At 65.0% G+C, this 21,585-nt stretch carries 22 protein-coding genes; 16 read left to right on the top strand and 6 right to left on the bottom strand.

Annotated features, from left to right (window positions below):
- Positions 1-217: 217 nt before the first annotated feature.
- Positions 218-3,358 (bottom strand): multidrug efflux RND transporter permease subunit, encoded by a 3,141-nt coding sequence (locus NLM33_RS22465; RefSeq protein WP_254098816.1) that lies wholly within the window; start codon positions 3,356-3,358, stop codon positions 218-220.
- Between the two features lie 395 nt (positions 3,359-3,753).
- Between NLM33_RS22465 and NLM33_RS22460 the strand changes: the two genes are divergently transcribed.
- A complete protein-coding gene (locus NLM33_RS22460; protein ID WP_254098814.1) occupies positions 3,754-4,029 on the top strand; it encodes a DUF3551 domain-containing protein in 276 nt (91 codons plus the stop codon).
- Between the two features lie 46 nt (positions 4,030-4,075).
- Here NLM33_RS22460 and NLM33_RS49300 read toward each other — a convergent pair whose 3' ends face one another.
- A complete protein-coding gene (locus tag NLM33_RS49300) occupies positions 4,076-4,201 on the bottom strand; it encodes a hypothetical protein (RefSeq protein WP_256570542.1) in 126 nt (41 codons plus the stop codon).
- Positions 4,202-4,292: 91 nt separating this feature from the next.
- Positions 4,293-5,273 (bottom strand): tripartite tricarboxylate transporter substrate binding protein, encoded by a 981-nt coding sequence (locus NLM33_RS22455; RefSeq protein ID WP_254098812.1) that lies wholly within the window; start codon positions 5,271-5,273, stop codon positions 4,293-4,295.
- Between the two features lie 300 nt (positions 5,274-5,573).
- On the opposite strand from NLM33_RS22455, the gene NLM33_RS22450 reads away from it, so the two are divergent.
- The 6 genes from NLM33_RS22450 (at position 5,574) to NLM33_RS22425 (ending at position 11,580) form a co-directional block, all read left to right on the top strand.
- Entirely contained in the window at positions 5,574-7,388 is a 1,815-nt protein-coding gene (locus NLM33_RS22450; RefSeq protein ID WP_254105855.1) for a long-chain-acyl-CoA synthetase, read from the top strand.
- 144 nt (positions 7,389-7,532) lie between these two features.
- Entirely contained in the window at positions 7,533-7,778 is a 246-nt protein-coding gene (locus NLM33_RS22445) for an acyl carrier protein (protein WP_254098810.1), read from the top strand.
- Positions 7,765-9,150: a class I adenylate-forming enzyme family protein gene (locus NLM33_RS22440; RefSeq protein ID WP_254098808.1), complete on the top strand. Its 1,386-nt coding sequence runs from the start codon at positions 7,765-7,767 to the stop codon at positions 9,148-9,150. The genes NLM33_RS22445 and NLM33_RS22440 overlap by 14 nt, the downstream gene beginning before the upstream one ends.
- A complete protein-coding gene (locus tag NLM33_RS22435; RefSeq protein WP_254098806.1) occupies positions 9,143-9,865 on the top strand; it encodes an SDR family NAD(P)-dependent oxidoreductase in 723 nt (240 codons plus the stop codon). Before NLM33_RS22440 ends, NLM33_RS22435 begins: the two co-directional genes overlap by 8 nt.
- A gap of 136 nt (positions 9,866-10,001) precedes the next feature.
- On the top strand, positions 10,002-10,232 hold the full coding sequence (locus tag NLM33_RS22430) for a hypothetical protein (RefSeq protein WP_254098804.1): 231 nt from the start codon (positions 10,002-10,004) through the stop codon (positions 10,230-10,232).
- A gap of 205 nt (positions 10,233-10,437) precedes the next feature.
- On the top strand, positions 10,438-11,580 hold the full coding sequence (locus NLM33_RS22425; RefSeq protein WP_254098802.1) for a DUF3095 domain-containing protein: 1,143 nt from the start codon (positions 10,438-10,440) through the stop codon (positions 11,578-11,580).
- Positions 11,581-11,716: 136 nt separating this feature from the next.
- Here the strand turns inward: NLM33_RS22425 and NLM33_RS22420 are convergent, their stop codons facing one another.
- The 3 genes from NLM33_RS22420 to NLM33_RS22410 form a co-directional block, all read right to left on the bottom strand.
- Positions 11,717-12,157, bottom strand: coding sequence for a DUF2147 domain-containing protein (locus NLM33_RS22420; protein ID WP_254098800.1), 441 nt, complete (start codon positions 12,155-12,157; stop codon positions 11,717-11,719).
- A gap of 79 nt (positions 12,158-12,236) precedes the next feature.
- Positions 12,237-13,658: an MATE family efflux transporter gene (locus NLM33_RS22415; protein WP_254098798.1), complete on the bottom strand. Its 1,422-nt coding sequence runs from the start codon at positions 13,656-13,658 to the stop codon at positions 12,237-12,239.
- Positions 13,659-13,738: 80 nt separating this feature from the next.
- A complete protein-coding gene (locus tag NLM33_RS22410; protein ID WP_254098796.1) occupies positions 13,739-14,266 on the bottom strand; it encodes a GNAT family N-acetyltransferase in 528 nt (175 codons plus the stop codon).
- Positions 14,267-14,508: 242 nt separating this feature from the next.
- Between NLM33_RS22410 and NLM33_RS22405 the strand changes: the two genes are divergently transcribed.
- The 9 genes from NLM33_RS22405 to NLM33_RS22365 all read left to right on the top strand — a co-directional run bounded on the left by NLM33_RS22405 (position 14,509) and on the right by NLM33_RS22365 (position 21,473).
- Entirely contained in the window at positions 14,509-15,105 is a 597-nt protein-coding gene (locus tag NLM33_RS22405; RefSeq protein ID WP_254098793.1) for a superoxide dismutase, read from the top strand.
- A gap of 286 nt (positions 15,106-15,391) precedes the next feature.
- A complete protein-coding gene (locus NLM33_RS22400; protein ID WP_254098791.1) occupies positions 15,392-16,003 on the top strand; it encodes a permease in 612 nt (203 codons plus the stop codon).
- On the top strand, positions 16,000-16,500 hold the full coding sequence (locus NLM33_RS22395; protein ID WP_254098789.1) for a hypothetical protein: 501 nt from the start codon (positions 16,000-16,002) through the stop codon (positions 16,498-16,500). Before NLM33_RS22400 ends, NLM33_RS22395 begins: the two co-directional genes overlap by 4 nt.
- Before the next feature lie 99 nt (positions 16,501-16,599).
- Positions 16,600-16,824: a hypothetical protein gene (locus NLM33_RS22390; RefSeq protein WP_254098787.1), complete on the top strand. Its 225-nt coding sequence runs from the start codon at positions 16,600-16,602 to the stop codon at positions 16,822-16,824.
- A 3-nt stretch (positions 16,825-16,827) separates the two neighbouring features.
- Positions 16,828-17,583 (top strand): metal ABC transporter ATP-binding protein, encoded by a 756-nt coding sequence (locus NLM33_RS22385; RefSeq protein ID WP_254098785.1) that lies wholly within the window; start codon positions 16,828-16,830, stop codon positions 17,581-17,583.
- 16 nt (positions 17,584-17,599) lie between these two features.
- On the top strand, positions 17,600-18,469 hold the full coding sequence (locus NLM33_RS22380; RefSeq protein WP_254098783.1) for a metal ABC transporter permease: 870 nt from the start codon (positions 17,600-17,602) through the stop codon (positions 18,467-18,469).
- An 8-nt stretch (positions 18,470-18,477) separates the two neighbouring features.
- Positions 18,478-19,347 carry a metal ABC transporter solute-binding protein, Zn/Mn family gene (locus NLM33_RS22375; RefSeq protein ID WP_254098781.1) on the top strand — a complete coding sequence of 290 codons (870 nt, stop codon included), beginning with the start codon at positions 18,478-18,480 and terminating at the stop codon, positions 19,345-19,347.
- Between the two features lie 54 nt (positions 19,348-19,401).
- Complete coding sequence (locus NLM33_RS22370; RefSeq protein ID WP_254098779.1) at positions 19,402-20,454, top strand: GTP-binding protein; 1,053 nt, start codon at positions 19,402-19,404, stop codon at positions 20,452-20,454.
- Positions 20,454-21,473, top strand: coding sequence for a WD40 repeat domain-containing protein (locus tag NLM33_RS22365; protein WP_254098777.1), 1,020 nt, complete (start codon positions 20,454-20,456; stop codon positions 21,471-21,473). Before NLM33_RS22370 ends, NLM33_RS22365 begins: the two co-directional genes overlap by 1 nt.
- Positions 21,474-21,585: the final 112 nt, after the last annotated feature.

Raw genomic sequence — 21,585 nt, 5'->3', positions numbered from 1 at the left:
CATCCTTCGAGACGCCCGCCTTTGGCGGGCTCCTCAGGATGAGGTCTAGTTTCGCGGCAAAATCTTAGACCCTCATGGTGAGGAGCGCCGCTTGCGGCGCGTCTCGAACCATGAGGCCGAGCACGTCCACCAACCCATATGCGATTGCCCTCCCCCGCAAGAGGGGAGGGAACGCATCTCGCATCTCTCTCGCATCGGCCGCGAGGATAGTCTCAGCTCACTCCGCCGCATCCTTTTGCTCGTCCACCGCAGCCTCCGCCCGCGGCTTCGGCTTCTTCGCCATCCAGCGTGAGAGCAAATTGGAGAAGCGGTCGAGATAGAGATAGACGACCGGCGTCGTGAACAGCGTGAGCGCCTGGCTGACCAGGAGGCCGCCGACCATGGCATAGCCGAGCGGCTGACGGATCTCTGCGCCGGTGCCGGTTCCGAGCATCAAGGGCACGCCGCCGAGCAGCGCCGCCATCGTCGTCATCATGATCGGGCGGAAGCGCAGCAGCGCGGCCTGGCGGATCGACTGCTCCGGCGTCAAACGCTGCTCGCGTTCGGCGGCGATCGCGAAATCCACCATCATGATGCCGTTCTTCTTGACGATGCCGATCAGGAGGATGATTCCGATCAAGGCGATCAGGCTGAAGTCGAAGCCAAAGATCATCAGGATGGCGATCGCGCCGACGCCGGCCGAGGGCAGCGTGGAGAGAATGGTCAGGGGGTGGATGTAGCTCTCATAGAGCACGCCCAGGATCAGGTAGACCACGACGAGCGCGGCCAGGATCAGCAGCGGCACGGTGCCGAGCGATTGCTGGAACGCCTGCGCGGTGCCCTGGAAGCTCGTCGCCAGCGTCGGCGGCGCGCGCATCTCGCTGACGGCTTGCGAGACCGCGTCGGTCGCCTGCCCGAGCGCCACGTCTTCGGCGAGGTTGAAGCTGATCGTTACCGCCGGAAACTGGCCCTGGTGCGCGATCGCGAGCGGCCGCACCGGCACGTTGGTCCAGCTGCAGAAGACCGAAAGCGGCACCTGCTCGCCCGTCAGCGGCGACCTGATGTAGAGCTTGTCGAGCGTATCCAGCTTGCCCTGCAGTTCCGGCGTGATCTCGAGGATCACGTGATAGCTGTTGGTCTGGGTGAAATACTGCGCGACCTGGCGCTGGCCGAATGCGTCATAGAGCGTATCGTCGATCAGCTGCGGCTGAATGCCATAGCGCGCGGCGGTGTCGCGGTTGATGGTGAGCTGAAGCGTCGTGCCCTCGGTCTGCTGGTCGGTCGCGACGTCGCGAAGCTGCGGCAGCGTCTTCATCGCCTCCAGGATCTTTGGCGCCCATGCGTTCAGCTCGGCGAGATTGGCGTCCTGGAGCGTGAACTCGAACTGGGTGCGCGTCGCGCGGCCACCGAGACGCACGTCCTGCGAGGCCTGCATATAGAGGCGGGCACCCTCGACCGCAGCGAGCTTCGGCCGCAGCCGCGCGATGATCTGCTGCGCGCCGGCATCACGTTCCTCCCGCGGCTTCAACGTGACGTACATGCGTCCGGAATTCAGCGCGGTGCCGCCGCCGCCGATGAACATCGCGATCGACTCGACGGCGGGATCGGCCTGCACGATCGCGTTGAGCTCCTCCTGGCGCCGCTTCATCTCCGTAAACGAGATGTCCTGCGGCATCTCGGAGACGGCGGTCAGGAAGCCGTTGTCCTGCTGCGGGAAGAATCCCTTTGGGATCAGGATGAAGAGATAGACCGACAGCGCGACCGTCGCGAAGAAGATGCAGAGCGTGATGAAGCTGTGCTTGAGCGCGACGTCGAGCCCGCGCTCATAGGCGCCGAGCAGGCGCTCGAACATCCGCTCGCTCCACTGATAGACCCGGCCGTGCCGCGCCTCGTGATCGGCGCGCAGGAAGCGCGAGGCCATCATTGGCGTCAGGGTCAGGGACACCACCAGCGAGACGAAGATCGCCATCGCCAGCGTCACCGCGAACTCGCGGAACAGCCGGCCGATGATGCCGCCCATGAGCAGCAGGGGGATCAGCACGGCGATCAGCGAGATGCTGATCGAGACGATGGTGAAGCCGATCTCGGCCGCACCCTTGTAGGCTGCGGCCAGTGGTCGCTCGCCCTGCTCGACGTAGCGGGTGATGTTCTCGAGCATCACGATCGCGTCATCCACCACGAAACCGACCGCGATGGTCAGCGCCATCAGGGAGAGATTGTCCAGCGAATAGCCGAACACCCACATCAGCGAGCAGGCCCCCAGCAGCGCTAGCGGCACAGTCACGGTCGGGATGATCGTGGCCCAGAAGCTGCGCAGGAAGATGAAGATCACCATCACCACCAGCGCGATCGTGATCAGGAGCGTGATCTGCACGTCCTCGACCGCGGCGCGGATGGTGATGGTGCGGTCGCTGATGATCTTGATGGCGATCGCCGGCGGGATCGCGGCCACAAGCCGCGGCAGTTGCGCCTTGATGCGGTCGACGGTGTCGATGACGTTGGCGCCGGGCTGCTTGAAGATGACGAGGAACACGCCCCGCTTGCCGTCGGCCCACGCCGCGGTCTTCATGTCCTCGGGGCCGGCGACAGCCTCGCCGATGTCGCGGATCCGCAAGGGAGCGCCGTTGCGATAGGCGATGATCACGTCCTGCCAGGCCGCGGCTTCGAGCAGCTGGTCGTTGGCGTAGATGGTGTAGGCGCGCCGCGTGCCGTCGATGTTTCCCTTCGGACTGTCGGTGGTGGTGATCGCGATCTGGCCGCGCACGTCCTCCAGCGACAGGCCCTTGGCGACGAGCTTTGCCGGGTCGATCTGGACGCGCACCGACGGCTTCTGCTGTCCGCCGACGAAGACCTGCGCGACCCCGGAGATCTGGCTGATCTGCTGGGCGAGCTGGGCGTCGGTGCGGTCGCTGACGGTGGTCAGCGGCAGCGTGTCCGACGTCGCCGACAGGATCATGATCGGCGAGTCCGCCGGATTGACCTTGCGATAGGTCGGGGGCGAGGGCAGGTTCTTCGGTAATTGGCCGCTCGCCGCGTTGATCGCGGCCTGGACGTCGTTGGCGGCGGCATCGATCTGGCGGTTGAGATCGAACTGGATGGTGATCGAGGCCGAGCCGAGCGAGCTCGTCGATGTCATCTGCGCGATGCCGGGGATCTGCGCGAGCTGGCGCTCGAGCGGCTGCGCCACCGAGGAGGCCATCGTCTCCGGGCTGCCGCCGGGGAGCGAAGCGGAAAGCTGGATGGTCGGAAAGTCGACCTGCGGCAGTGGCGCAACCGGCAGTAGCGGATAGGCCACAAGGCCGACGAACAGGATGCCCGCCATCAGCAGCGAGGTGCCGATCGGGTAGCGGATGAACAGAGACGAGAAGCTCTCTTGCATGCCCTGAAACCATCGACTGGCCAGCGCATCTTCTCCTCGCGAAAGCGGAGCCGCACCCGAGAGCCCGAGCGCGAATGTGCGTTTCCTTTAGCCCATATGCTTGTTCATCGCTCCGAGCCATCGGCGGTTCGGGGCCGGCGTTGTGCCAGCGAGACTAGTCCCTTCGCGCCGGCTTGCGAACGGAATCCTGCGCGAGCTGATTGCGACCTTTGTCGAACAGTTGCGGCCCGCAGATATGCGCTTTCTGCAGGTCAAAGGAGGTCAGCTCGTCTGCTCTTTCGCACGTGCGTCACAAGCGGGAGAGGTATGTTGCAGAACGGTCGCCTTCGCCGCCGGGTTATGCCATATCGGACCGCCGCGATGCCCGCCGTCGCCGCCGATTCGAGGAATTTCCAATGCGCATACCGCTCCTGACCATCATCGCGATTGCCACGTTGCAGGCTGCGGCGCCTGCCAGCGCCCAGCGCTACGACCCGCGCTATCCGGTATGCATGCACGTCTACACCGGAGGCCTCCGCGGCGGCGGCGGCAGCGACTGGTTCGACTGTTCGTTCACGTCGCTGGAGCAGTGCCGCGCCTCGGCCTCGGGCCGTGGCCTGACCTGCGATGTCAATCCCTACTACGGTTACGACCAGCCGCAGCCCCGCCGGCGTTATAAACAGGCGTACTAGCAGCATCGTCAGCGCGTCCGAGCGCCGCAATGTGTGCGGCGCGGCGTCAGCGCTCGCCCGGCCACCATTCCGAGGGCGGATCGCGGACTGAGATCTTCGTGGTGCGCGCCGCCACGAGATGGCTGCGCTTGTAGGGAAATCCTGACAGCTCCGAGCAATGCCGGCAGCGCATGTCGCGCTCCAGCTCCCCGCAAGGGGGGAGGGAACGCGCCGCGATTGCGGCTCGGTCATCGCGTTTCGTCGATGAGCACCTTCAAGTGCCGCTACTCCTTCTTCACCCCCGACAGCTGCACCACTTTCCGCCAGCGCGCGGTCTCCTCCGTCAGCATGCTGCCGAATTCACCGGCACTGCCGTGCAGCACTACGGCGCCGAGCGCGGCGATGCGGCTCCTGATCTCGCTGTCGGACAGCGCGGCGTCGATCTCGCGGTTCAAGAGATCGATAATCTCGCGCGGCGTATCCTGCGGTGCTCCGACGCCGTAGAAGGACGACGTCTCGTAACCCGGCAGCGTGTCCGCGATCGGCGGCACGTCGGGCAGGATGTCGGACCGTTCGCGTGTCGTGACGCCGAGTGCGCGCAACTTGCCGGCACGCACCAGCTCGAAGGACGAGGTGACGTTGTCGAACATGCCGTGCACCTGGCCGGTCATCACGTCGGTCAATCCGGGCGCTGAGCCGCGATAGGGCACGTGCGTGAACTGCACGCGGGCAAGCGCCTTGAACAGCTCGCCGGACAGATGCAGCGAGGTGCCGATGCCGGAGGAGGCGATCGAGAGCGTGCCGGGATTTGCCCTGGCGTAGAGGATGAAATCCGAAACGGTCCGCACCGGCAGATCGTTATTGACGGCCAGCACCAGCGGAATGCGCGCCACGCCCGCGACCGGCGCGATGGTCTTGGCGAAATCATAGGGTAGTTCTGGATCGAAGGACGCGTTGATCGCGTTCGCGGTCGAGGTGAGCAGCAGCGTGTAGCCGTCCGGTGCCGAGGCAATCACCGCCTGCGTGCCGATATTGCTGCCGGCGCCGGGCTTGTTCTCGACCACGAAGGTTTGGCCGAGCCGCTCCGGCAGGCGCTGGCAGAGCAGCCGCGACAGCACGTCGGTGGCGCCGCCGGGCGCGTAAGGCACCACCCATTTCACGCTGCGCGAGGGATAGGAGGGGTTGCCCATGGCAAAGACGCGAGGGGCCGCGAGGGGCGTGGCAACAGCGGCGGCCGTGCGGAGAAAGTTGCGTCTGGTGATCATTATTATTGCCTCAATGCGAGGGTGTTTCGTTAGCGATCTCTACATCCGCACGCACGAAGACCCTCTCCCCTTGTGGGAGAGGGTGGCTTCGCGCCACCTTCTCCCACAAGAGGAGAAGGGAAGCCTGCGCGAGGGAGATATCGCAAGAATCGCGCCGACCCGCACGCCGTTCCCGTCGGCTTGGTAAAGGATGACCAGAGTTAATCGCGCACTAACCGTGTTTTTACCTTTGCTCTTAACGCCTGGTCAGGGGCTCGCGGTCTATAGCTACCGTGACAGACGAGTGATCAGCCGAAAGACATCAACAACATGAACACCGGCGTCATCGAGCAGGCGAAACCTTCGCGCGCGCCCTCGGCCTCGAAAATCTGGCTGAAGGCGATCGAGCTCACCGCGCGCATCGAGACGCTGCCGGGCCGGCTGTTCGCCGATGTCGTCGAGGACTGGGCGAGACGCCAGCCGGACCGCGCGGCGCTCGTCACCGATAGCGAAACGATCAGCTACGATCAGCTCGCACGGCGCATCAACCGTTACGCGCGCTGGGCGCGCTCGGTTGGCCTCGCGAAGGGCGACACCGTCGGTATGATCATGCCGAATGGTGTCGACTATGTCGCCGCGTGGCTCGGCATCAGCCGTATCGGCGCCGTCGTCGCCCTGATCAACACCAGGCTGGTCGGGCAGTCGCTCGCGCATTGCATCGATGTCGCAAAACCGTCCCACCTCATCGTCGCGTATGATCTCACCGAGGCGCTGGCGGATGCCGCGCCGCACCTGAGCTCGGCGGCAAAGATCTGGACCCATGGCGATGCGCGCAGCGAGCGCTCGATCGACGTGGCGCTGGCCGCGCTCGACGACGGCCCGCTCTCGCAGGACGAGCACGGCGAGGTCTCCATCAATGGCCGCGCGCTGCTGATCTACACCTCGGGCACCACGGGTCTGCCGAAGGCCGCCAGCATCAGCCATCGCCGCATCCTCAACTGGGGTTTTTGGTTCGCAGGGCTGACTGGTGCGACGCCGCAGGACCGGCTCTACGACTGCCTGCCGCTGTTTCATTCCGTCGGCGGCATCGTCGCGCCCTGCAGCATGCTCGCCGCCGGCGGCTCGGTGGTGATCGCGGAGAAATTCTCGGCAACGAATTTCTGGCCCGACATCGTCCGCCACGACTGCACGCTGTTCCAGTATATCGGCGAGCTCTGCCGCTACCTCCTGAAGGCGCCGCCGTCGGAGTACGAAAACCGCCACCGCCTGCGGCTCGTCTGCGGCAACGGCCTGCGCGGCGATATCTGGGAGGATTTCCAGGCGCGCTTTGCGCTCCCCCGTATCCTCGAATTCTACGCGGCGACCGAAGGCAACTTCTCGCTGTTCAACGTCGAGGGCAGGCCGGGCGCGATCGGCCGCATCCCGCCGCTGCTTGCGCATCGCTTCCCGGCGGCGATCGTCAAGCTCGATCCTGATGCTGGCGTGCCCCTGCGCAATGCTGACGGCCTTTGCATTGCCTGCGCCCGCGGCGAGGCGGGCGAAGCCATCGGCCGCATCGGCACCGCCGATGAAGGCGGAGGCCGTTTCGAGGGCTATACCGACGCCGGCGAGACAGAGAAGAAGATTTTGCGCAATGTCTTCGCTCACGGCGATGCCTGGTTCCGTACCGGCGACCTGATGCAGCTCGATGACAAGGCCTTCTTCCATTTCGTCGACCGCATCGGCGACACGTTTCGCTGGAAGGGCGAAAACGTCGCGACCTCAGAGGTCAACGACGCCGTACGTGATTGCACAGGCGTGGTCGACGCAACGACTTACGGCGTCGGCATTCCCGGCACCGACGGGCGCGCCGGCATGAGCGCGATCGTGGTCAATGAGGGTTTTGATCTCGCCGCGCTCGCCGGACATCTCGCCGCGCGCCTACCTCCCTATGCCCGTCCCGTCTTCATCCGCATTTCGAATGAGCTCGATGCGACCGAGACTTTCAAGCAGAAAAAGAACCAGCTCGCGTACGAGGGGTTTGATCCCGGCGCGATCGCCGACCCGCTATACCTGATGGAACCGAAGTCGGGGACTTATGTCGCGCTGGTCCGGGAGACATATGCGCAGATTGTCGATGGTTCTGTCAGGCTCTAGCAGGCAGAAAAACAGAGATAGGTCCAATTTTATCTGAATTGTCCAAGAAGCCATTTACTTCTATCCGGTAAACCACGGAGCAATGGGAGACGGGCACTCCGCCGAAGACGATCAAACAACAACAAACACGAAGCGAGCGCAGCCATGTCGGTAAGGTTAAAGGTCACTGAAGCGATCAAGCAGATTGCCAAGGAGCAGCACGTCACGCTGCCGGAGCTGACGGACGATCTGTCGCTGCATGAGACGGGTTTCGACTCGCTCGCCTTCGCAATCCTGGTCGCGCGCCTCGAGGACGAGATCGGCGTCGATCCCTTCACGATTTCCGAGGACGCTGCCTTCCCCGCGACCGTCGGCGATTTCGTGCGGGCCTACGAAAATGTCCCCGCGTGAGGTCTTTGCACTCCGCGACTATCTCGGCGCGGAGCTGAAGGGACGGACGCTGTCGGATGCGCACCATCTGGTGTCGCTGACCGACGTGCTGTCGCAGACGGTCCTGGGCGGCCGTCTCGGCGAGTTGTCCGGCCGATCGGTGCTGCTGAAACTCTCGGACCAGCTCAAATCCGGCCTTACCATGATCGAGCTCGACGGCATCGCCCGTCGCATGCTGTTGTGCCCGCCGGATCTCAATCCCGCTCACCTCGATGCGCTGATTGCGGATGCGGAGATCGACGCCGTCGTCACCGACGAGCCGGAGTTCTGGCGAGACAGCGTGATCCCGCTCGTCGCGATTGCGCAACTGCCGCTCACGCAGGCCGCGCCTGCCAAATCCGAGCGCGCCACCGAATGGCTGATGCTGACCTCGGGCACGTCAGGCGTGCCGAAGATCGCAGCGCATACGCTGGAAGCGCTGACCGGCGCGATCCGGGCTGAGGCGCCCGCGCCCGGCCCCGCGCCGGTCTGGGCGACCTTCTACGACATCCGCCGCTATGGCGGGCTCCAGATTTTCCTGCGCGCGATCCTCTCCGGCGGCTCGATGGTGCTGTCGGATCCGCATGAGGTTCTCGCGGACCATGTCGTGCGGCTGAATGCGCGCGGTGTCTCGCACATTTCCGGCACGCCCTCGCATTGGCGCAAGCTCATGATGAGCGGTTCGGCCGCGCAATTTGCGCCGCGCTATGTCCGCCTCTCCGGCGAGATCGCCGACCAGGCCGTGCTCGACGGCCTGAAGGCGGCATTCCCCGACGCCTCGATCGGCCATGCCTATGCCTCGACGGAAGCCGGCGTCGGCTTTGCCGTCAATGACGGGCTCGAAGGTTTCCCCGCCGCCTATATCGGCGTGAACCCCAGTGGCGTCGAGATGAAGATCGTCGACGGCTCGCTGCGGATTCGCTCCAAGCGCACTGCGCACGCCTATATCGGCCGCAATGCCGGCAAGCTTGCCGAGGACGACGGCTTCGTCGATACCGGTGACATGATAGAGCTGCGCGGCGACCGCTATCATTTCGTCGGCCGCCGCGGCGGCATCATCAATATCGGCGGCCTGAAGGTTCATCCCGAGGAGATCGAGGCGGTCATCAACCGTCATCCGGACGTGCGGATGTCGCGCGCGAAATCGCGGAAGAGCCCGATCACCGGCGGCATCGTCGTGGCCGACGTGATCCTTGCCGACGGCACCGATCCGGCACGGGGGAACGAGATCCGCGAGCAGATCCTGGACCAGTGCCGGGCGCAGCTTGCCTCACACAAGGTGCCGGCGGTGATCCGCTTCGTCGAGACGCTCGACGTCACCCCGGCCGGAAAGCTGGCGCGCACCGATGCATAACGTCCTCATCACCGGCGGCAGCCGCGGCATCGGCCTTGCGATCGCGACGCGGCTCGTGGGCGCCGGTTACAACGTGATCGCGGTGGCGCGGCGCGAGACCGAGGAGCTCGCGGCCGCGGTGCGCGCGTCGGAGAAGCGCCTGCATTTCCGCGCCTGCGACCTCGGGGTGATCGACGCGATCCCGGCCTTCGCAAAATTGGTGCGCGACGAGTTCGGCGCGATCTATGGACTCGTCAACAATGCCGGCCTTGGCACCGAGGGCCTGCTCGCGACCATGCACAATTCCGAGATCGAGGCGCTGGTGCAGCTCAACGTGCTGTCGCCGATCATCCTCACCAAATACATCGCGCGGCACATGATGGCCGATGGCGCAGGTCGCATCATCAACATCTCCTCGATCATCGCCACGACCGGCTATAACGGCCTGTCGGTCTATGGCGCGACCAAGGCAGCCGCGACCGGCTTCACGCGCTCGCTGGCGCGCGAGGTCGGCAAGCTCGGCATCACGGTGAATGCGATCGCGCCCGGCTTCATCGACACCGAGCTGACGCATAATCTTTCCGACGAGGGCCGCAAGCGCATCGCCGGGCGCAGCGCACTGCGCCGCTTGCCGGAGACCGAGGACGTCGCGCGGATGGTCGAGTATCTGCTTGGCGAAGGTGGGCGTAACATCACGGGAACGGTGTTCACGATCGATGCGGGAAATACCGCCTAGCGCAGTTTAAGGAACTTCTGGCGCCGTAATTTGAATTGATCGGGCTCAATTTCATTTCCGCGCGTTTGGCTCTAAGATGCCCCGCAATCGGTTGGGTTACGTCAATCGATCTGCCCTAATCGACAGGGAGCAGTGCATGACCGCTTCGAACCTTTCCCGCGCGTCAGCGCAGTCATCGCAGGCAAGCGAGAGCATCACCAACTGCAAGCCCAAGAATCAGTCTATCAACCAGTCCAAGAACCAGCCGATGTCGCATCAGAATTCCGGCGATCACGGCTACGAAATGTATCCGCAGCAATTCGTCCGGCTCGTCGGCTGCCATGATGTGCACGCGCCCTCGGCAGCGGAGAAGGAGAAGCTGCACTAGCGCTGCTTCCACCACATCGCGCAAAGACCCAATCCGTTTTGTTTGCCGATCGCGTGCGGAATCCACTGGCTCGACGCGACGGTGCTCTTGTTGTCCGGACCTGTTTCCGCCAATTATTGCAAATCCCTCCTGGGTGAGCCGACCGGCGAACCCAATCGATTCCTGCCCCGTATCTTGATTGTGCGATACACATCGGTCCCAGGCGATGACACCAGGCGTCTCCTTCTACGGCAGCATCCCCGTCTTCCGCGGCTTCACCAGCCTGATGGATCCCTCCCTCTATTCGCCGCTGCCGGATGACTGGACCATCGGGGTGGCCGACATCGTCGATTCCACCAAGGCGATTGCGGCGCAGCGCTACAAGGCGGTCAACATGGCCGGTGCTGCGGTGATCGCAGCCGTCACCAACGCGCTGGAGGGCAGGGAATTCCCCTTCGTGTTCGGCGGCGACGGCGCGAGCTTTGCGGTCGCGCCCGGCGATCTCGGTCGCGCCCGCGACGCGCTGGCCGCGACCGCGACCTGGGTCAGGCAGGATCTCGATCTGAAAATGCGCGTCGCTCTGGTGCCGGTCAGCGCGATCCGCGCACAGGGGCTAGACGTGCGCGTCGCGCGCTTCGGGCCATCGGCCAACCTGTCCTATGCGATGTTCTCCGGCGGGGGTTTGGGGTGGGCCGAGGCCGCGATGAAGCGCGGCGAATTCGCGGTTCTCGAGGCGCCCGACGGCACGCTGCCTGATCTCTCCGGCCTGTCCTGCCGCTTCGAGGAGATTCCGGCCTCGCGCGGGCTCATCCTGTCCGTGCTGGTGGTGCCGGCGCGCGGCGCCGATCCGCCTGCCTTCCGCAAGGTGATCGAGGATGTGATCCATCTGGTCGAGCGCAGTCCGGATGCGGGCCGTCCCGTGCCGCCGCAGGGCCCGCCGCTGAAATGGCCGCCGCAGGGGCTCGACTATGAGGCGCGCGCCAGGCGCGGCGGCTCGCTCCTCAAGCGCCGCGTCAGCGTTTTAGCTTATACGCTGTTCGCCTACATGATCGTGCGCTTCGACATCAAGGTCGGCGGCTTCGTGCCGAAGACCTATACGCGGCAGGTCGTCGAGAACTCGGACTTCCGGAAATATGACGATGGCCTGCGCATGATCCTCGACTGCACGCCGGAGCTCGAGCGTGACCTGAGCGATCGTCTCGCCTCAGCCGCGAAGAGCGGCATCGTGCGCTACGGCCTGCACCGGCAGGATGCGGCGATGATGACCTGCTTCACGCCCTCGGCGCTGCGTAGCGACCACGTCCACTTCATCGATGGCGCCCGGGGCGGCTATGCGTCGGCGGCAACCGCGCTGAAGGCGACGGCGTGAAACCATTCTCGTGCCCCGGACGCAGCGCAGCACGTAAGTGATGCGCTGCAGAGCCGGGGCCTATAACCGTGTGGGTCCCGGCTCTGCGCAGCAGCGTTGCACGCTGCAGCGCGTCCGGGACATGAGAGTGACCAAATCAGCGGCCGACCCGCGTCCAGGTCTCGCCGCCGCAGAGCGCGCCGACGCAGCCTTCGACGCGTAGCGTATCGGTGCCGGTGACGGAGATGTGGCTCGCATAGGCATTGCCGTCATCGGCGTTGTAGATCTGGCCCGACCATTTGTTCGGGCCTGAGGGCTGCATCCCGCTGAACAACGGCAATCCGATCAGTGGGCGCCTGGCGAGGGCAGGATTTGGATTCTTGCTGTCGCTGGCGGGCTGGCCGCTCGCGGTGTCGTAGGGCTCCTTCAGCCAGACGATGACGCCGCAGATGCCGCCGCCGCATTTGCTGACCTTGACGCGTGCATCACCTGCCTGGGTCAGCCAGGTCCCGCTCGCATCCGCGCTCTGCGCGCGTGCTGAGGGCGCGCCGAACAGCGCAGCGAGGCAGGCGACGAGAACAGCGAATCTGCGGATCATGGAGAGCCCCGAAAATGGAGGCGTCTCCATAGCAGCAAATCGCCATCATGCAACGCGCGGCTGCATCACATTCCCGCGTTCATTTGCCCCAGCGCACCAGGGCAACGGAGGTTGCGGTGGACAACCCGAATACCGTCATGGCGCCGCCGACCAGGGCGAACAGGGTCCAGGCCGGTGCCTGAGCAGTCGTGAGCGCGACGCCGCCGACGGCAACGATCAGGAGCCGCGCTGTGGACGCAAGCACCGGGCCACCGACGCGCGCGGCGCCTTGCGAGGAGAAATACAGCGACACGCCGACGCCAAAGAAGACGAAGGCCGGCCCCGCCCAGTGAAAATAGCTGTGCGCCGCGGCCGTGACGCCGGCATCGCGGGTGAAGAGCGAGACCCACAGCGCCGGATTGAGCGCGACGACGAGGCCGATCAGGCCGACGGTGACGCCGGCCGCCGCAGCCGCCGTCCAGGCGACGCGCCGCGCGCGCTGCAACTGTCCGGCGCCGATCGCCATGCCGACCATCGGCACCGAGGCGATGCCAAAGGCGAAGGTGATCGGGATCAGCAGAAATTCCAGCCGCGAGCCGATGCCATAGCCGGCGAGCGTCTCGGTGCCGAAGCTTGCGAGAATCTTCGTGAAGATCAGGATGGTGAGCACGGTTTGCAGCGGCGACAGGCAGGCGACCGCGCCGACCTTGAGGATGTCGAGGAACATGCCGCGCTCGAACCGGAACGTGCCGAAATTCAGCGGCAGGCGGCTGCGGCCCGCGAGCAGATACCAGACGAAGAAGACTGCAGCACACGTGAAGGCGATGAGCTGGCCGGAGGCGACGCCACGCATGCCGAGTTGCGGCACGCCGAACAGGCCAAGCCCCAGCGTGCCGCCGACCGCGACCTGCACCAGGCTCGCGCCGATCAGCGTCATCGAGGGCAGGCGCATGTCGCCGGTGCCGCGGATCACGGATGCGAGCGTGTTGACCAGCCAGATCGCGATCGCGCCGGAGAACAGCACCTGCGAATAATTGCAGGCTTCTTCGAGAACGTTGCCGTGGCCGCCGAGCAGCGTGAAGAAGTTGCGGCCGAAGAGCAGCATCATCACGGTGAAGAACAGTCCGCCGCAAATGCCGATGATTGCGGCATGCAGCGCCAGCGTCGCGGCGCGATCCCGGTCGCCCGCGCCGAGCGCGCGGCTGATCGCGGACGATACGCCGCCGCCCATCGCGCCCGCGCTCATCATCTGCGTCAGCATTGCGAAGGGAAATACCAGCGCTATCGCGGCCAGCGGAATGGTGCCGAGCCGGCCGATATAAGAGGTCTCGGCGATCGCGACCAGCGTGCTGCCGACCATCGCGATCATGTTGGGGATCGCGAGCCTGAGCAGCGTCGGCAGGATCGGCGCGGTCAAAAGACTGGCGATGGGAGAGTTCACCGGGGCACGCGAGGCGGCCTGGGCACGCGAGGCGGTCGGGGCACGCGACGGTGCGGCGTCTATGGGGGCGTCGATCGTCATGCGTCACCGGCGGAATTGGATGATGGTTGACGTATTATAAGGCAGGTGTGATGAGCGCCAGCCGTCCGTTCACGCAGGGCTCACCACGGCAGGCCGCATAGGTCGATGGTGCCCAGGCGCGGCGCGCGGACGATGTCGAAGACGAACGGCGCCGTACAGTCGAAGCGGATCCGTCCCTCCGGCTGCTCGCAATAGACATCGCCGGTGAAAGGATGCCAGTTACGAGCCTGGTAGAACGCGAAATTATGCGGCTCGCAGAACAGGAGCGCGAAGCGGACCGCCTCGTTGGCGCGCATGGTGTGAATAGCGGCATCGATTGCGAGCGTCGCGTAGCCGCGACCACGGCAGTCCTCGCGCGTGCAGACGCCGCCGATGCCGCCAATATGGACCTTGCGGCCGTTCCAGGTGATGGTGCGGAAGTAGATGCCCACATGACAGGCAAGTCCGCCCTCGGGCGCCTCAATCAGCACGCGAAGCTCGGTATTGGCCCATTTGATGTGGCCCCAGGGCCGCTTCTCTACGGCATCGCGCGGCCAGACCGCCTTGAACAGCGGCTCGGCGATCGGCCATGAGGCGTCGCCGTTCAAGATGTCGATCTCGATGCTCATGGGTCCGCCTTTGCTAACTCCGCGCGAGGATGCATTCGTTCTCTCTTAAACGCTTCAAAGGCAATGATATTTTACGCCCCTTCGGCGCGCCTGGTTGCGGGCCTGATCTTGTACGGTGCGCAGTGAGGCCATGCCGTCGCATCAGGCGTTTTCGCAAATTCTGAGGTATTTAACAGCGCAGGAACCTTCTATAAGGGGTGACCGTTAGAACACGTTCCCCACCCAGTTGCGGACAAGAACCCATGACCTTTACGCTCCCCCCACTCCCTTACGCCTATGACGCCCTCGGCCAATACATGTCGAAGGAAACGCTGGAATATCACCACGACAAGCATCATCAGGCCTACGTCACCAACGGCAACAACGCGCTCAAGGGGACCGAATGGGAAGGCAAGTCCCTTGAGGAGATCGTGAAGGGCTCCTTCGGGAAGAACCCGGCGGTCTTCAACAATGCCGGCCAGCACTACAACCACATCCACTTCTGGAGCTGGATGAAGCCCAATGGCGGCGGCACCAAGCTGCCGGGCAAGCTCGAGAAGAAGATCAACGAGGACCTCGGCGGCTTCGAGAAGTTCAAGACGGACTTCCAGGCGGCCGGCGTCGGCCAGTTCGGCTCCGGCTGGGCTTGGCTGTCCGTGAAGAACGGCAAGCTCGAGATCTCCAAGACGGCGAACGGCGAGAATCCGCTGGTGCACGGCGCCACCCCGATCCTCGGCTGCGACGTCTGGGAGCACTCCTACTACATCGACTACCGCAACCGCCGTCCGGACTATCTGAAGGCGTTCGTCGAGAACCTCGTGAACTGGGAATACGTGGAGTCGCTGTTCGACAAGGCGTGAGGCTTCACTCCGTCATTCCGGGATGGTGCGTCAGCACCAGACCCGGAATCTCGAGATTCTCAGGTGCGCAATTGCGCACCATAGTTCGATGCTGCGCATCGCCCCGGAATGACAGAACAAAAAAGGTGGTCGCGTCTTGCGGCCGCCTTTTTTGCTGCGCGGAATTTGCCTCGCTCCTCGCATAGCCCTGCGCGAGGCGCGCATCGCCCCCGCCATCACTGTGTTTGCATCGCGTCGGCGGCGCCCTTAAGCAGAACGGGCATCCCCTCGATCCGACCCGAGCCCGTTGTCAGAACCTTCCCCGAACAATCCGGCGCCTGCCGAGGACGCGGAGTCCGAGCCGCGGCCGGGGCGCATCCGCAAGCCGGTCGGCTGGTCGACCATCATCATCGCAGCGTTGGTGGCGGTGAGCGCGGCGCTGGTCTGGCGGCGTGACGGCACCGACGGCGTCCTCGACATTCTCACCCACGACCTCTCGCTGTTCTCCGGCATCCTGCCGCGCGTGCTCGCCGGCTGCCTGCTCGGGGCCTTCATCTCGGAGATCCTGCCGCACGAGAAGGTGTCGCGCTCGCTCGGGCCGAACTCCGGCCTGACGGGCCTTTTGATCGGTACCGCCTTCGGCGCGATCCTGCCGGGCGGGCCCTTCACCGCCTATCCGGTGGCGAGCGCGCTGCTCGCGGTCGGCGCCGATTTCGGCGCCACCATCGCCATGGTCGTGAGCTGGACCCTGATCGGCTACGGCCGGGCGGTCGCCTGGGAAATCCCGATCATGGGCACGGATTTCACGCTGTGGCGGATCGTGATCTCGCTGCCGCTGCCGGTGCTCGCCGGCGCGCTCGGCCGCTTCGTCTATGTCCGGCTCTATCCGAAGCGCGATGCAAAGGACGACGAGACGTGAGCGCTGCGCTTCTCATCGACATCCTGTTGTGGGGCTCGGTGCTCGGCGTCGGCCTGATCGCTTTTCGCCGGGGCAAGCCGGTGTTCAAGGCCTCGCTGCGCGAAGGGTCGATGGATTTCATCAACATCGTGCCGCGGATCGCGCTGGGTGTAATCGGCTCCGGCTACATCGCCGCGATCATCCCGCAGGAGGTGATCACTGGCTGGCTCGGGCCTGATAGCGGCTGGCTTGGGGTGGCGACCGCTGTGGTTGCCGGCGCTGCCACGCCCGGCGGCCCCGTGATCGGCTTCTCCATCGGCACGGTGGCGTTGAAGTCCGGCGGCGGCGTCCCTCAGGTGGTCGCCTATGTCGTCGCCTGGGCGCTGTTCGCCTTCCAGCGGGTGATCCTGTGGGAAATCCCCTTCATGCCGGCTCGTTTCGTCTGGTTCCGCTGCGCCGTCTCGGTGCCATTTCCGTTCGTGGCCGCAGCCATCGCCATGGTGATTGGCAAGCCGTGAGAGCGTTTTGGGACGTCATTCCGGGTTCGGCTCTTCGAGCCGCCCCGGAATGACGGAGGGGGCGTGGACAGGGGTAATGTTATAATATAACGTTTCCAGATGGTTCCTGCCGCGTCCCACGCCCACCATCACGACCATTCCCATGACGACGCCCATTCCCATGGGCACGACCACACGCACGCCCATGTCCACGATCCCTTGGCGCCGCACCCGGCCCAGGCCGCGCCCTGGTCGATCCTGCGCATGACCCTGGCGGGCCGCCTGGCTGCGGCACTGGCCGTCTGCGCGGTGCTCTGGGGCATGGTCTTTCTGGCGATGAGGTGAGGCATGGCGGCGCTCGGTTTCCACAATGTCACCCTCGGCTATGACCGGCACCCGGCGGTGCACCACCTCAAGGGTGAGATCGCGCGTGGGGCGCTGGTCGCGGTGATCGGGCCGAACGGCGCCGGCAAGTCGACGCTGCTCCGCGGCATCGTCGGCATCCTCAAGCCGCTCGCAGGCAGCATCCACCTCGGCGGGCTCGATCCGCGCGATATCGCCTACCTGCCGCAGACCGCCGATATCGACCGCAGCTTCCCGATCTCGGTGTTCGATTTCGTCGGCACGGGCCTGTGGCGTGGGATCGGCCTGTTCGGCGGCATCGGCAAAGCCGCGCGCGCCAAGATCCTGGGCGCGATCGCCGCCGTCGGGCTGAACGGTTTCGAGAACCGCCCGATCGGCACGCTCTCCGGCGGGCAGATGCAGCGCGTGCTGTTCGCGCGCGTGCTGCTCCAGGATGCGCGTCTGATCGTGCTGGATGAGCCCTTCAACGCCATCGACAGCAAGACCACGGCCGATCTGCTCGCGCTGGTGACGCGCTGGCATGGCGAGGGCCGCACCGTGCTCGCAGCGCTCCACGACATGGAGATGGTGCGGGCGCACTTCCCGCAAACGCTGCTGCTCGCGCGTGGCCCGGTGGCCTGGGGTGCGACCGCCGAGGTGCTGACGGCGGAGAACCTCATGGTCGCGATGCGGATGTGCGAAGCATTCGACGACAGCGCGGCGGCCTGTGCCGACGATGACGACCGCTCGCAGGCGGCGTGACGCAAGATGTTGCAAGATGCTGTATGACGCGCTGATCGGCCCCTTCACCGAATTCGAGTTCATGCGGCGCGCGCTCGCCGCCGTGATCGCGCTGTCGCTCGCCGGCGCGCCGATCGGCGTGTTCCTGATGCTGCGGCGGATGAGCCTCGTCGGTGACGCCATGGCGCATGCGATCCTCCCCGGTGCCGCGATCGGCTTCCTGCTCTCCGGCCTCAATCTGTTTGCAATGACCGCCGGCGGCCTGATCGCGGGCTTTGCGGTGGCCATCCTCGCCGGTGTCGTCGCGCGCTCGACGGGCCTGAAGGAGGACGCCTCGCTCGCGACCTTTTATCTCGCTTCGCTGGCGCTGGGCGTCACCATCGTCTCGATCAAGGGCACCAATATCGACCTGCTGCACGTGCTGTTCGGCAACATCCTCGCCATGGACAACCAGACGCTGCTGGTGGTCGCCTTCAACGCCACGATCACGCTTCTCGTGCTTGCGGTGATCTACCGTCCGCTGGTGATCGAGAGCGTCGACCCGCTGTTCCTGCGCACGGTGAGCCGCGCCGGAGGAGTTGCGCATCTCGCCTTCCTCGCCCTCGTCGTCATCAATCTCGTCAACGGCTTTCAGGCGCTCGGCACCCTGCTTGCGGTCGGCCTGATGATCATGCCCGCCGGCATCGCGCGGTTCTGGTCGCGCGATCTCACCGCGATGATCTCTATCGCCGTCATCGCCGCTGCAGTGTCCGGCTATGCCGGGCTCGTGCTGTCGTTCCAGACCCGGATTCCCTCAGGGCCGGCGATCATTCTGGTCGCGACCGCGTTCTATGTCGTCTCCGTGCTCTTTGGCAGCGTCGGCGGGCTGGTCCGGCAGATGTTTCCCGGCCGGCATCTGGAAGCGTGAGTCTCGCGATGCACCGCCTCCTGCTCCTCGTCGTTGCGTCCTTGCTGATCGCCTCGCCGCTTCAAGCAGCGGAGCGGCTCAACGTGGTCGCGAGCTTCTCGATCCTCGCCGATTTCGTCCGCAATATCGGCGGCGATCGCATCAACCTCACCACGCTGGTCGGTGCCGACGGCGACGTCCACGTCTACACGCCGGCGCCGGGTGATGCGAAGCGGATCGCGGATGCGAAGCTCGTCGTCGTCAATGGCCTCGGTCTGGAGGGCTGGCTGCCGCGGCTCGTGCAGTCCTCAGGCAGCAAGGCGACCGTCGTGACCGCGAGTGCCGGCATCGCGCCGCTCAAGCTCGGCTCGGAGTCCGATCCGCATGCCTGGCAATCGATCCCCAACGCCAAGACCTACGTGACCAACATCGCGGGCGCACTGGCTGCGGCTGCGCCTGACGATGCGGAAGTTTTCCGTGGCCAGGCCAAGGCCTATCTGGAAAAGCTCGAAACGCTCGATCGCGAGGTGCGCGAGGCCATCGCAAAAATCCCACCCGAGCGGCGCAAGGTGATCTCCACCCACGATGCCTTCGGCTATTTCGCCGCCGAATACGGTATCCAGTTCATCGCTCCGCTCGGTGTTTCCACCGAAACCGAGCCCAGCGCCCGCGATATCGCCGGCATCATCAGCCAGATCCGGGCCGCGAAAATCCCGGCCGTTTTCCTCGAAAATATCAGCGACGACCGGCTGATCCGGCGGATCGCCGCGGAGACCGGCTCAAAGGTCGGCGGGACCCTGATTTCGGACGGTTTGACGGCCGAAAAGGGGCCTGCCCCCACTTACATTGACATGGTCAGGCACAATATAAAGGCCCTGACCAGCGCGCTTGACCATTAGGGCAGGGGCCACCCCGCCTCGCGTCGCGCGAAAAAGCCCGATGTCGGAGTAGTTATGTCTGAAGTGACCCCGCAGAAGATTCCCGTGACCGTGCTGACCGGCTATCTCGGAGCCGGCAAGACCACGCTGCTCAACCGCATTTTGTCGGAAAACCACGGCAAGAAATACGCCGTCATCGTCAACGAATTCGGCGAGATCGGCATCGACAACGACCTCATCATCGGTGCCGATGAGGAAGTGTTCGAGATGAACAATGGCTGCATCTGCTGCACGGTGCGCGGCGACCTCGTGCGCATCATGGACGGCCTGATGAAGCGCAAGGGCAAGTTCGACGCCATCATCGTCGAGACCACGGGCCTCGCCGATCCCGCGCCTGTCGCCCAGACCTTCTTCGTCGACGAGGACGTGCAGAAGAACGCGCGGCTCGATGCGGTCGTGACGGTTGCGGATGCCAAATGGCTGTCCGACCGTCTGAAGGACGCGCCCGAGGCCAAGAACCAGATCGCCTTTGCCGACGTGATCGTGCTGAACAAGACCGACCTCGTCTCCAAGGGAGAGCTCGCCGAAGTCGAAGCCCGCATCCGCGGCATCAACCCCTATGCGAAGCTGCACCGCACCGAGCGCTGCTCGGTGGCATTGGCTGACGTGCTCGACCGCGGCGCCTTCGACCTCGACCGCATCCTCGACATCGAGCCGGACTTCCTGGAGGCCGATGATCATGATCACGACCATGATCATCACCACCATCACGGTCATGACCATCATCACCATCATGATCACGGCCACGGCCTGAAGCACTATCACGACGAGGAGATGCAGTCGCTCTCGCTCAAGACCGACAAGCCGCTCGATCCCAATGTGTTCATGCCCTGGCTCCAGAACCTCGTGCAGGTCGAGGGCCAGAAGATCCTGCGCTCCAAGGGCATCCTCGCCTTCCACAATGATGACGACCGCTACGTCTTCCAGGGCGTGCACATGATGCTGGAGGGCAACCACCAGCGGAAGTGGAAGGAGGGTGAGCCGCGCGAGAGCCGTCTCGTCTTCATCGGTCGCGAATTGCCGGAACAGGCCATCCGCGATGGCTTTGAGAGCTGCATCGTCTCGTGATGAAAGAGTTTACGCCAGCTCCCGATTCACCCTCGATCGTCTCCGTCACCGATCGCGTCAAGCCGGTCGCGCTCGGCATGGCCGTGACGTCGGTGCATTTCCTCGGGCCACACGCCGCCTTCGTCGGCGGCGAGGAGAATGTCGCGCTTGCTACTGTGAGCGGTGAGGTCAGCAAGATTGCTGTCCACAGCGGCGGCATTCTCTCCACGGCCAGCGACGGCAAGCGCCTCGTGATGGGCGGGGACGACGGCAAGGTCGTCTCGCTCGACGCCAAGGGCGAGGTGACGCTGCTCGCGACCGATCCCAAGCGGCGCTGGATCGATGCGGTGGCGCTGCATCCCGACGGCGCCTTCGCCTGGTCGGCCGGCAAGCTTGCCTTCGTCAAGAGCGGTAAGACCGAAGAGAAGTCGATCGAGGTGCCCTCGACCGTCGGCGGCCTCGCATTTGCGCCGAAGGGCCTGCGGCTTGCGATCGCGCATTACAACGGCGCGACGCTGTGGTTTCCGAACATGGCGGGATCAGCCGAATTCCTGCCCTGGGCCGGCTCGCATCTCGCCGTCAGCTTCAGCCCGGACAACAAGTTTCTGGTCACCGCGATGCACGAGCCGGCGCTGCATGGCTGGCGGCTCGCCGACAATAAGCACATGCGCATGACCGGCTATCCCGGCCGCGTCCGCTCGATGTCCTGGAGCGCGGGCGGCAAGGCGCTCGCGACCTCGGGCGCCGACACCGTGATCCTGTGGCCGTTCGCGAGCAAGGACGGCCCGATGGGCAAGGAGCCCGCGATGCTCGCGCCCTTGCAGGCGCGCGTGTCGGTGGTCGCCTGCCATCCCAAGAACGACATCTTCGCCGCCGGCTATAGCGACGGCACCGTGCTGATGGTGCGGCTGGAGGACGGCGCGGAGATCCTGGTCCGCCGCAACGGCACCGCGCCGGTCGCGGCACTCGCCTGGAACGCCAAGGGGACGCTGCTTGCATTCGCCGACGAAAATGGGGACGGCGGCCTTCTGGAGCTTTAATTCGTCATCGTTCCGACCGTAGGGTGGGGCAAAGGCGCATTTGCGCCGTGCCCACCATCTCTCCGCGAAACAAAGTGGTGGGCACGTCGCGCGAAGAGCGCGCCTTTGCCCA

The organism is Bradyrhizobium sp. CCGUVB1N3, from assembly GCF_024199925.1.
Classification (GTDB): domain Bacteria; phylum Pseudomonadota; class Alphaproteobacteria; order Rhizobiales; family Xanthobacteraceae; genus Bradyrhizobium.
This window is presented reverse-complemented; position numbering and strand designations above follow the sequence as displayed.

Coding starts and splice junctions, on each gene's coding strand:
- NLM33_RS22465 (WP_254098816.1), bottom strand. CDS start 3,358: ATGCAAGAGAGCTTCTCGTCTCTGTTCATCCGCTACCCGATCGGCACC.
- NLM33_RS22460 (WP_254098814.1), top strand. CDS start 3,754: ATGCGCATACCGCTCCTGACCATCATCGCGATTGCCACGTTGCAGGCT.
- NLM33_RS49300 (WP_256570542.1), bottom strand. CDS start 4,201: ATGCGCTGCCGGCATTGCTCGGAGCTGTCAGGATTTCCCTACAAGCGC.
- NLM33_RS22455 (WP_254098812.1), bottom strand. CDS start 5,273: ATGATCACCAGACGCAACTTTCTCCGCACGGCCGCCGCTGTTGCCACG.
- NLM33_RS22445 (WP_254098810.1), top strand. CDS start 7,533: ATGTCGGTAAGGTTAAAGGTCACTGAAGCGATCAAGCAGATTGCCAAG.
- NLM33_RS22440 (WP_254098808.1), top strand. CDS start 7,765: ATGTCCCCGCGTGAGGTCTTTGCACTCCGCGACTATCTCGGCGCGGAG.
- NLM33_RS22435 (WP_254098806.1), top strand. CDS start 9,143: ATGCATAACGTCCTCATCACCGGCGGCAGCCGCGGCATCGGCCTTGCG.
- NLM33_RS22430 (WP_254098804.1), top strand. CDS start 10,002: ATGACCGCTTCGAACCTTTCCCGCGCGTCAGCGCAGTCATCGCAGGCA.
- NLM33_RS22425 (WP_254098802.1), top strand. CDS start 10,438: ATGACACCAGGCGTCTCCTTCTACGGCAGCATCCCCGTCTTCCGCGGC.
- NLM33_RS22420 (WP_254098800.1), bottom strand. CDS start 12,157: ATGATCCGCAGATTCGCTGTTCTCGTCGCCTGCCTCGCTGCGCTGTTC.
- NLM33_RS22415 (WP_254098798.1), bottom strand. CDS start 13,658: ATGACGATCGACGCCCCCATAGACGCCGCACCGTCGCGTGCCCCGACC.
- NLM33_RS22410 (WP_254098796.1), bottom strand. CDS start 14,266: ATGAGCATCGAGATCGACATCTTGAACGGCGACGCCTCATGGCCGATC.
- NLM33_RS22405 (WP_254098793.1), top strand. CDS start 14,509: ATGACCTTTACGCTCCCCCCACTCCCTTACGCCTATGACGCCCTCGGC.
- NLM33_RS22390 (WP_254098787.1), top strand. CDS start 16,600: ATGGTTCCTGCCGCGTCCCACGCCCACCATCACGACCATTCCCATGAC.
- NLM33_RS22385 (WP_254098785.1), top strand. CDS start 16,828: ATGGCGGCGCTCGGTTTCCACAATGTCACCCTCGGCTATGACCGGCAC.
- NLM33_RS22380 (WP_254098783.1), top strand. CDS start 17,600: ATGCTGTATGACGCGCTGATCGGCCCCTTCACCGAATTCGAGTTCATG.
- NLM33_RS22375 (WP_254098781.1), top strand. CDS start 18,478: ATGCACCGCCTCCTGCTCCTCGTCGTTGCGTCCTTGCTGATCGCCTCG.
- NLM33_RS22370 (WP_254098779.1), top strand. CDS start 19,402: ATGTCTGAAGTGACCCCGCAGAAGATTCCCGTGACCGTGCTGACCGGC.
- NLM33_RS22365 (WP_254098777.1), top strand. CDS start 20,454: ATGAAAGAGTTTACGCCAGCTCCCGATTCACCCTCGATCGTCTCCGTC.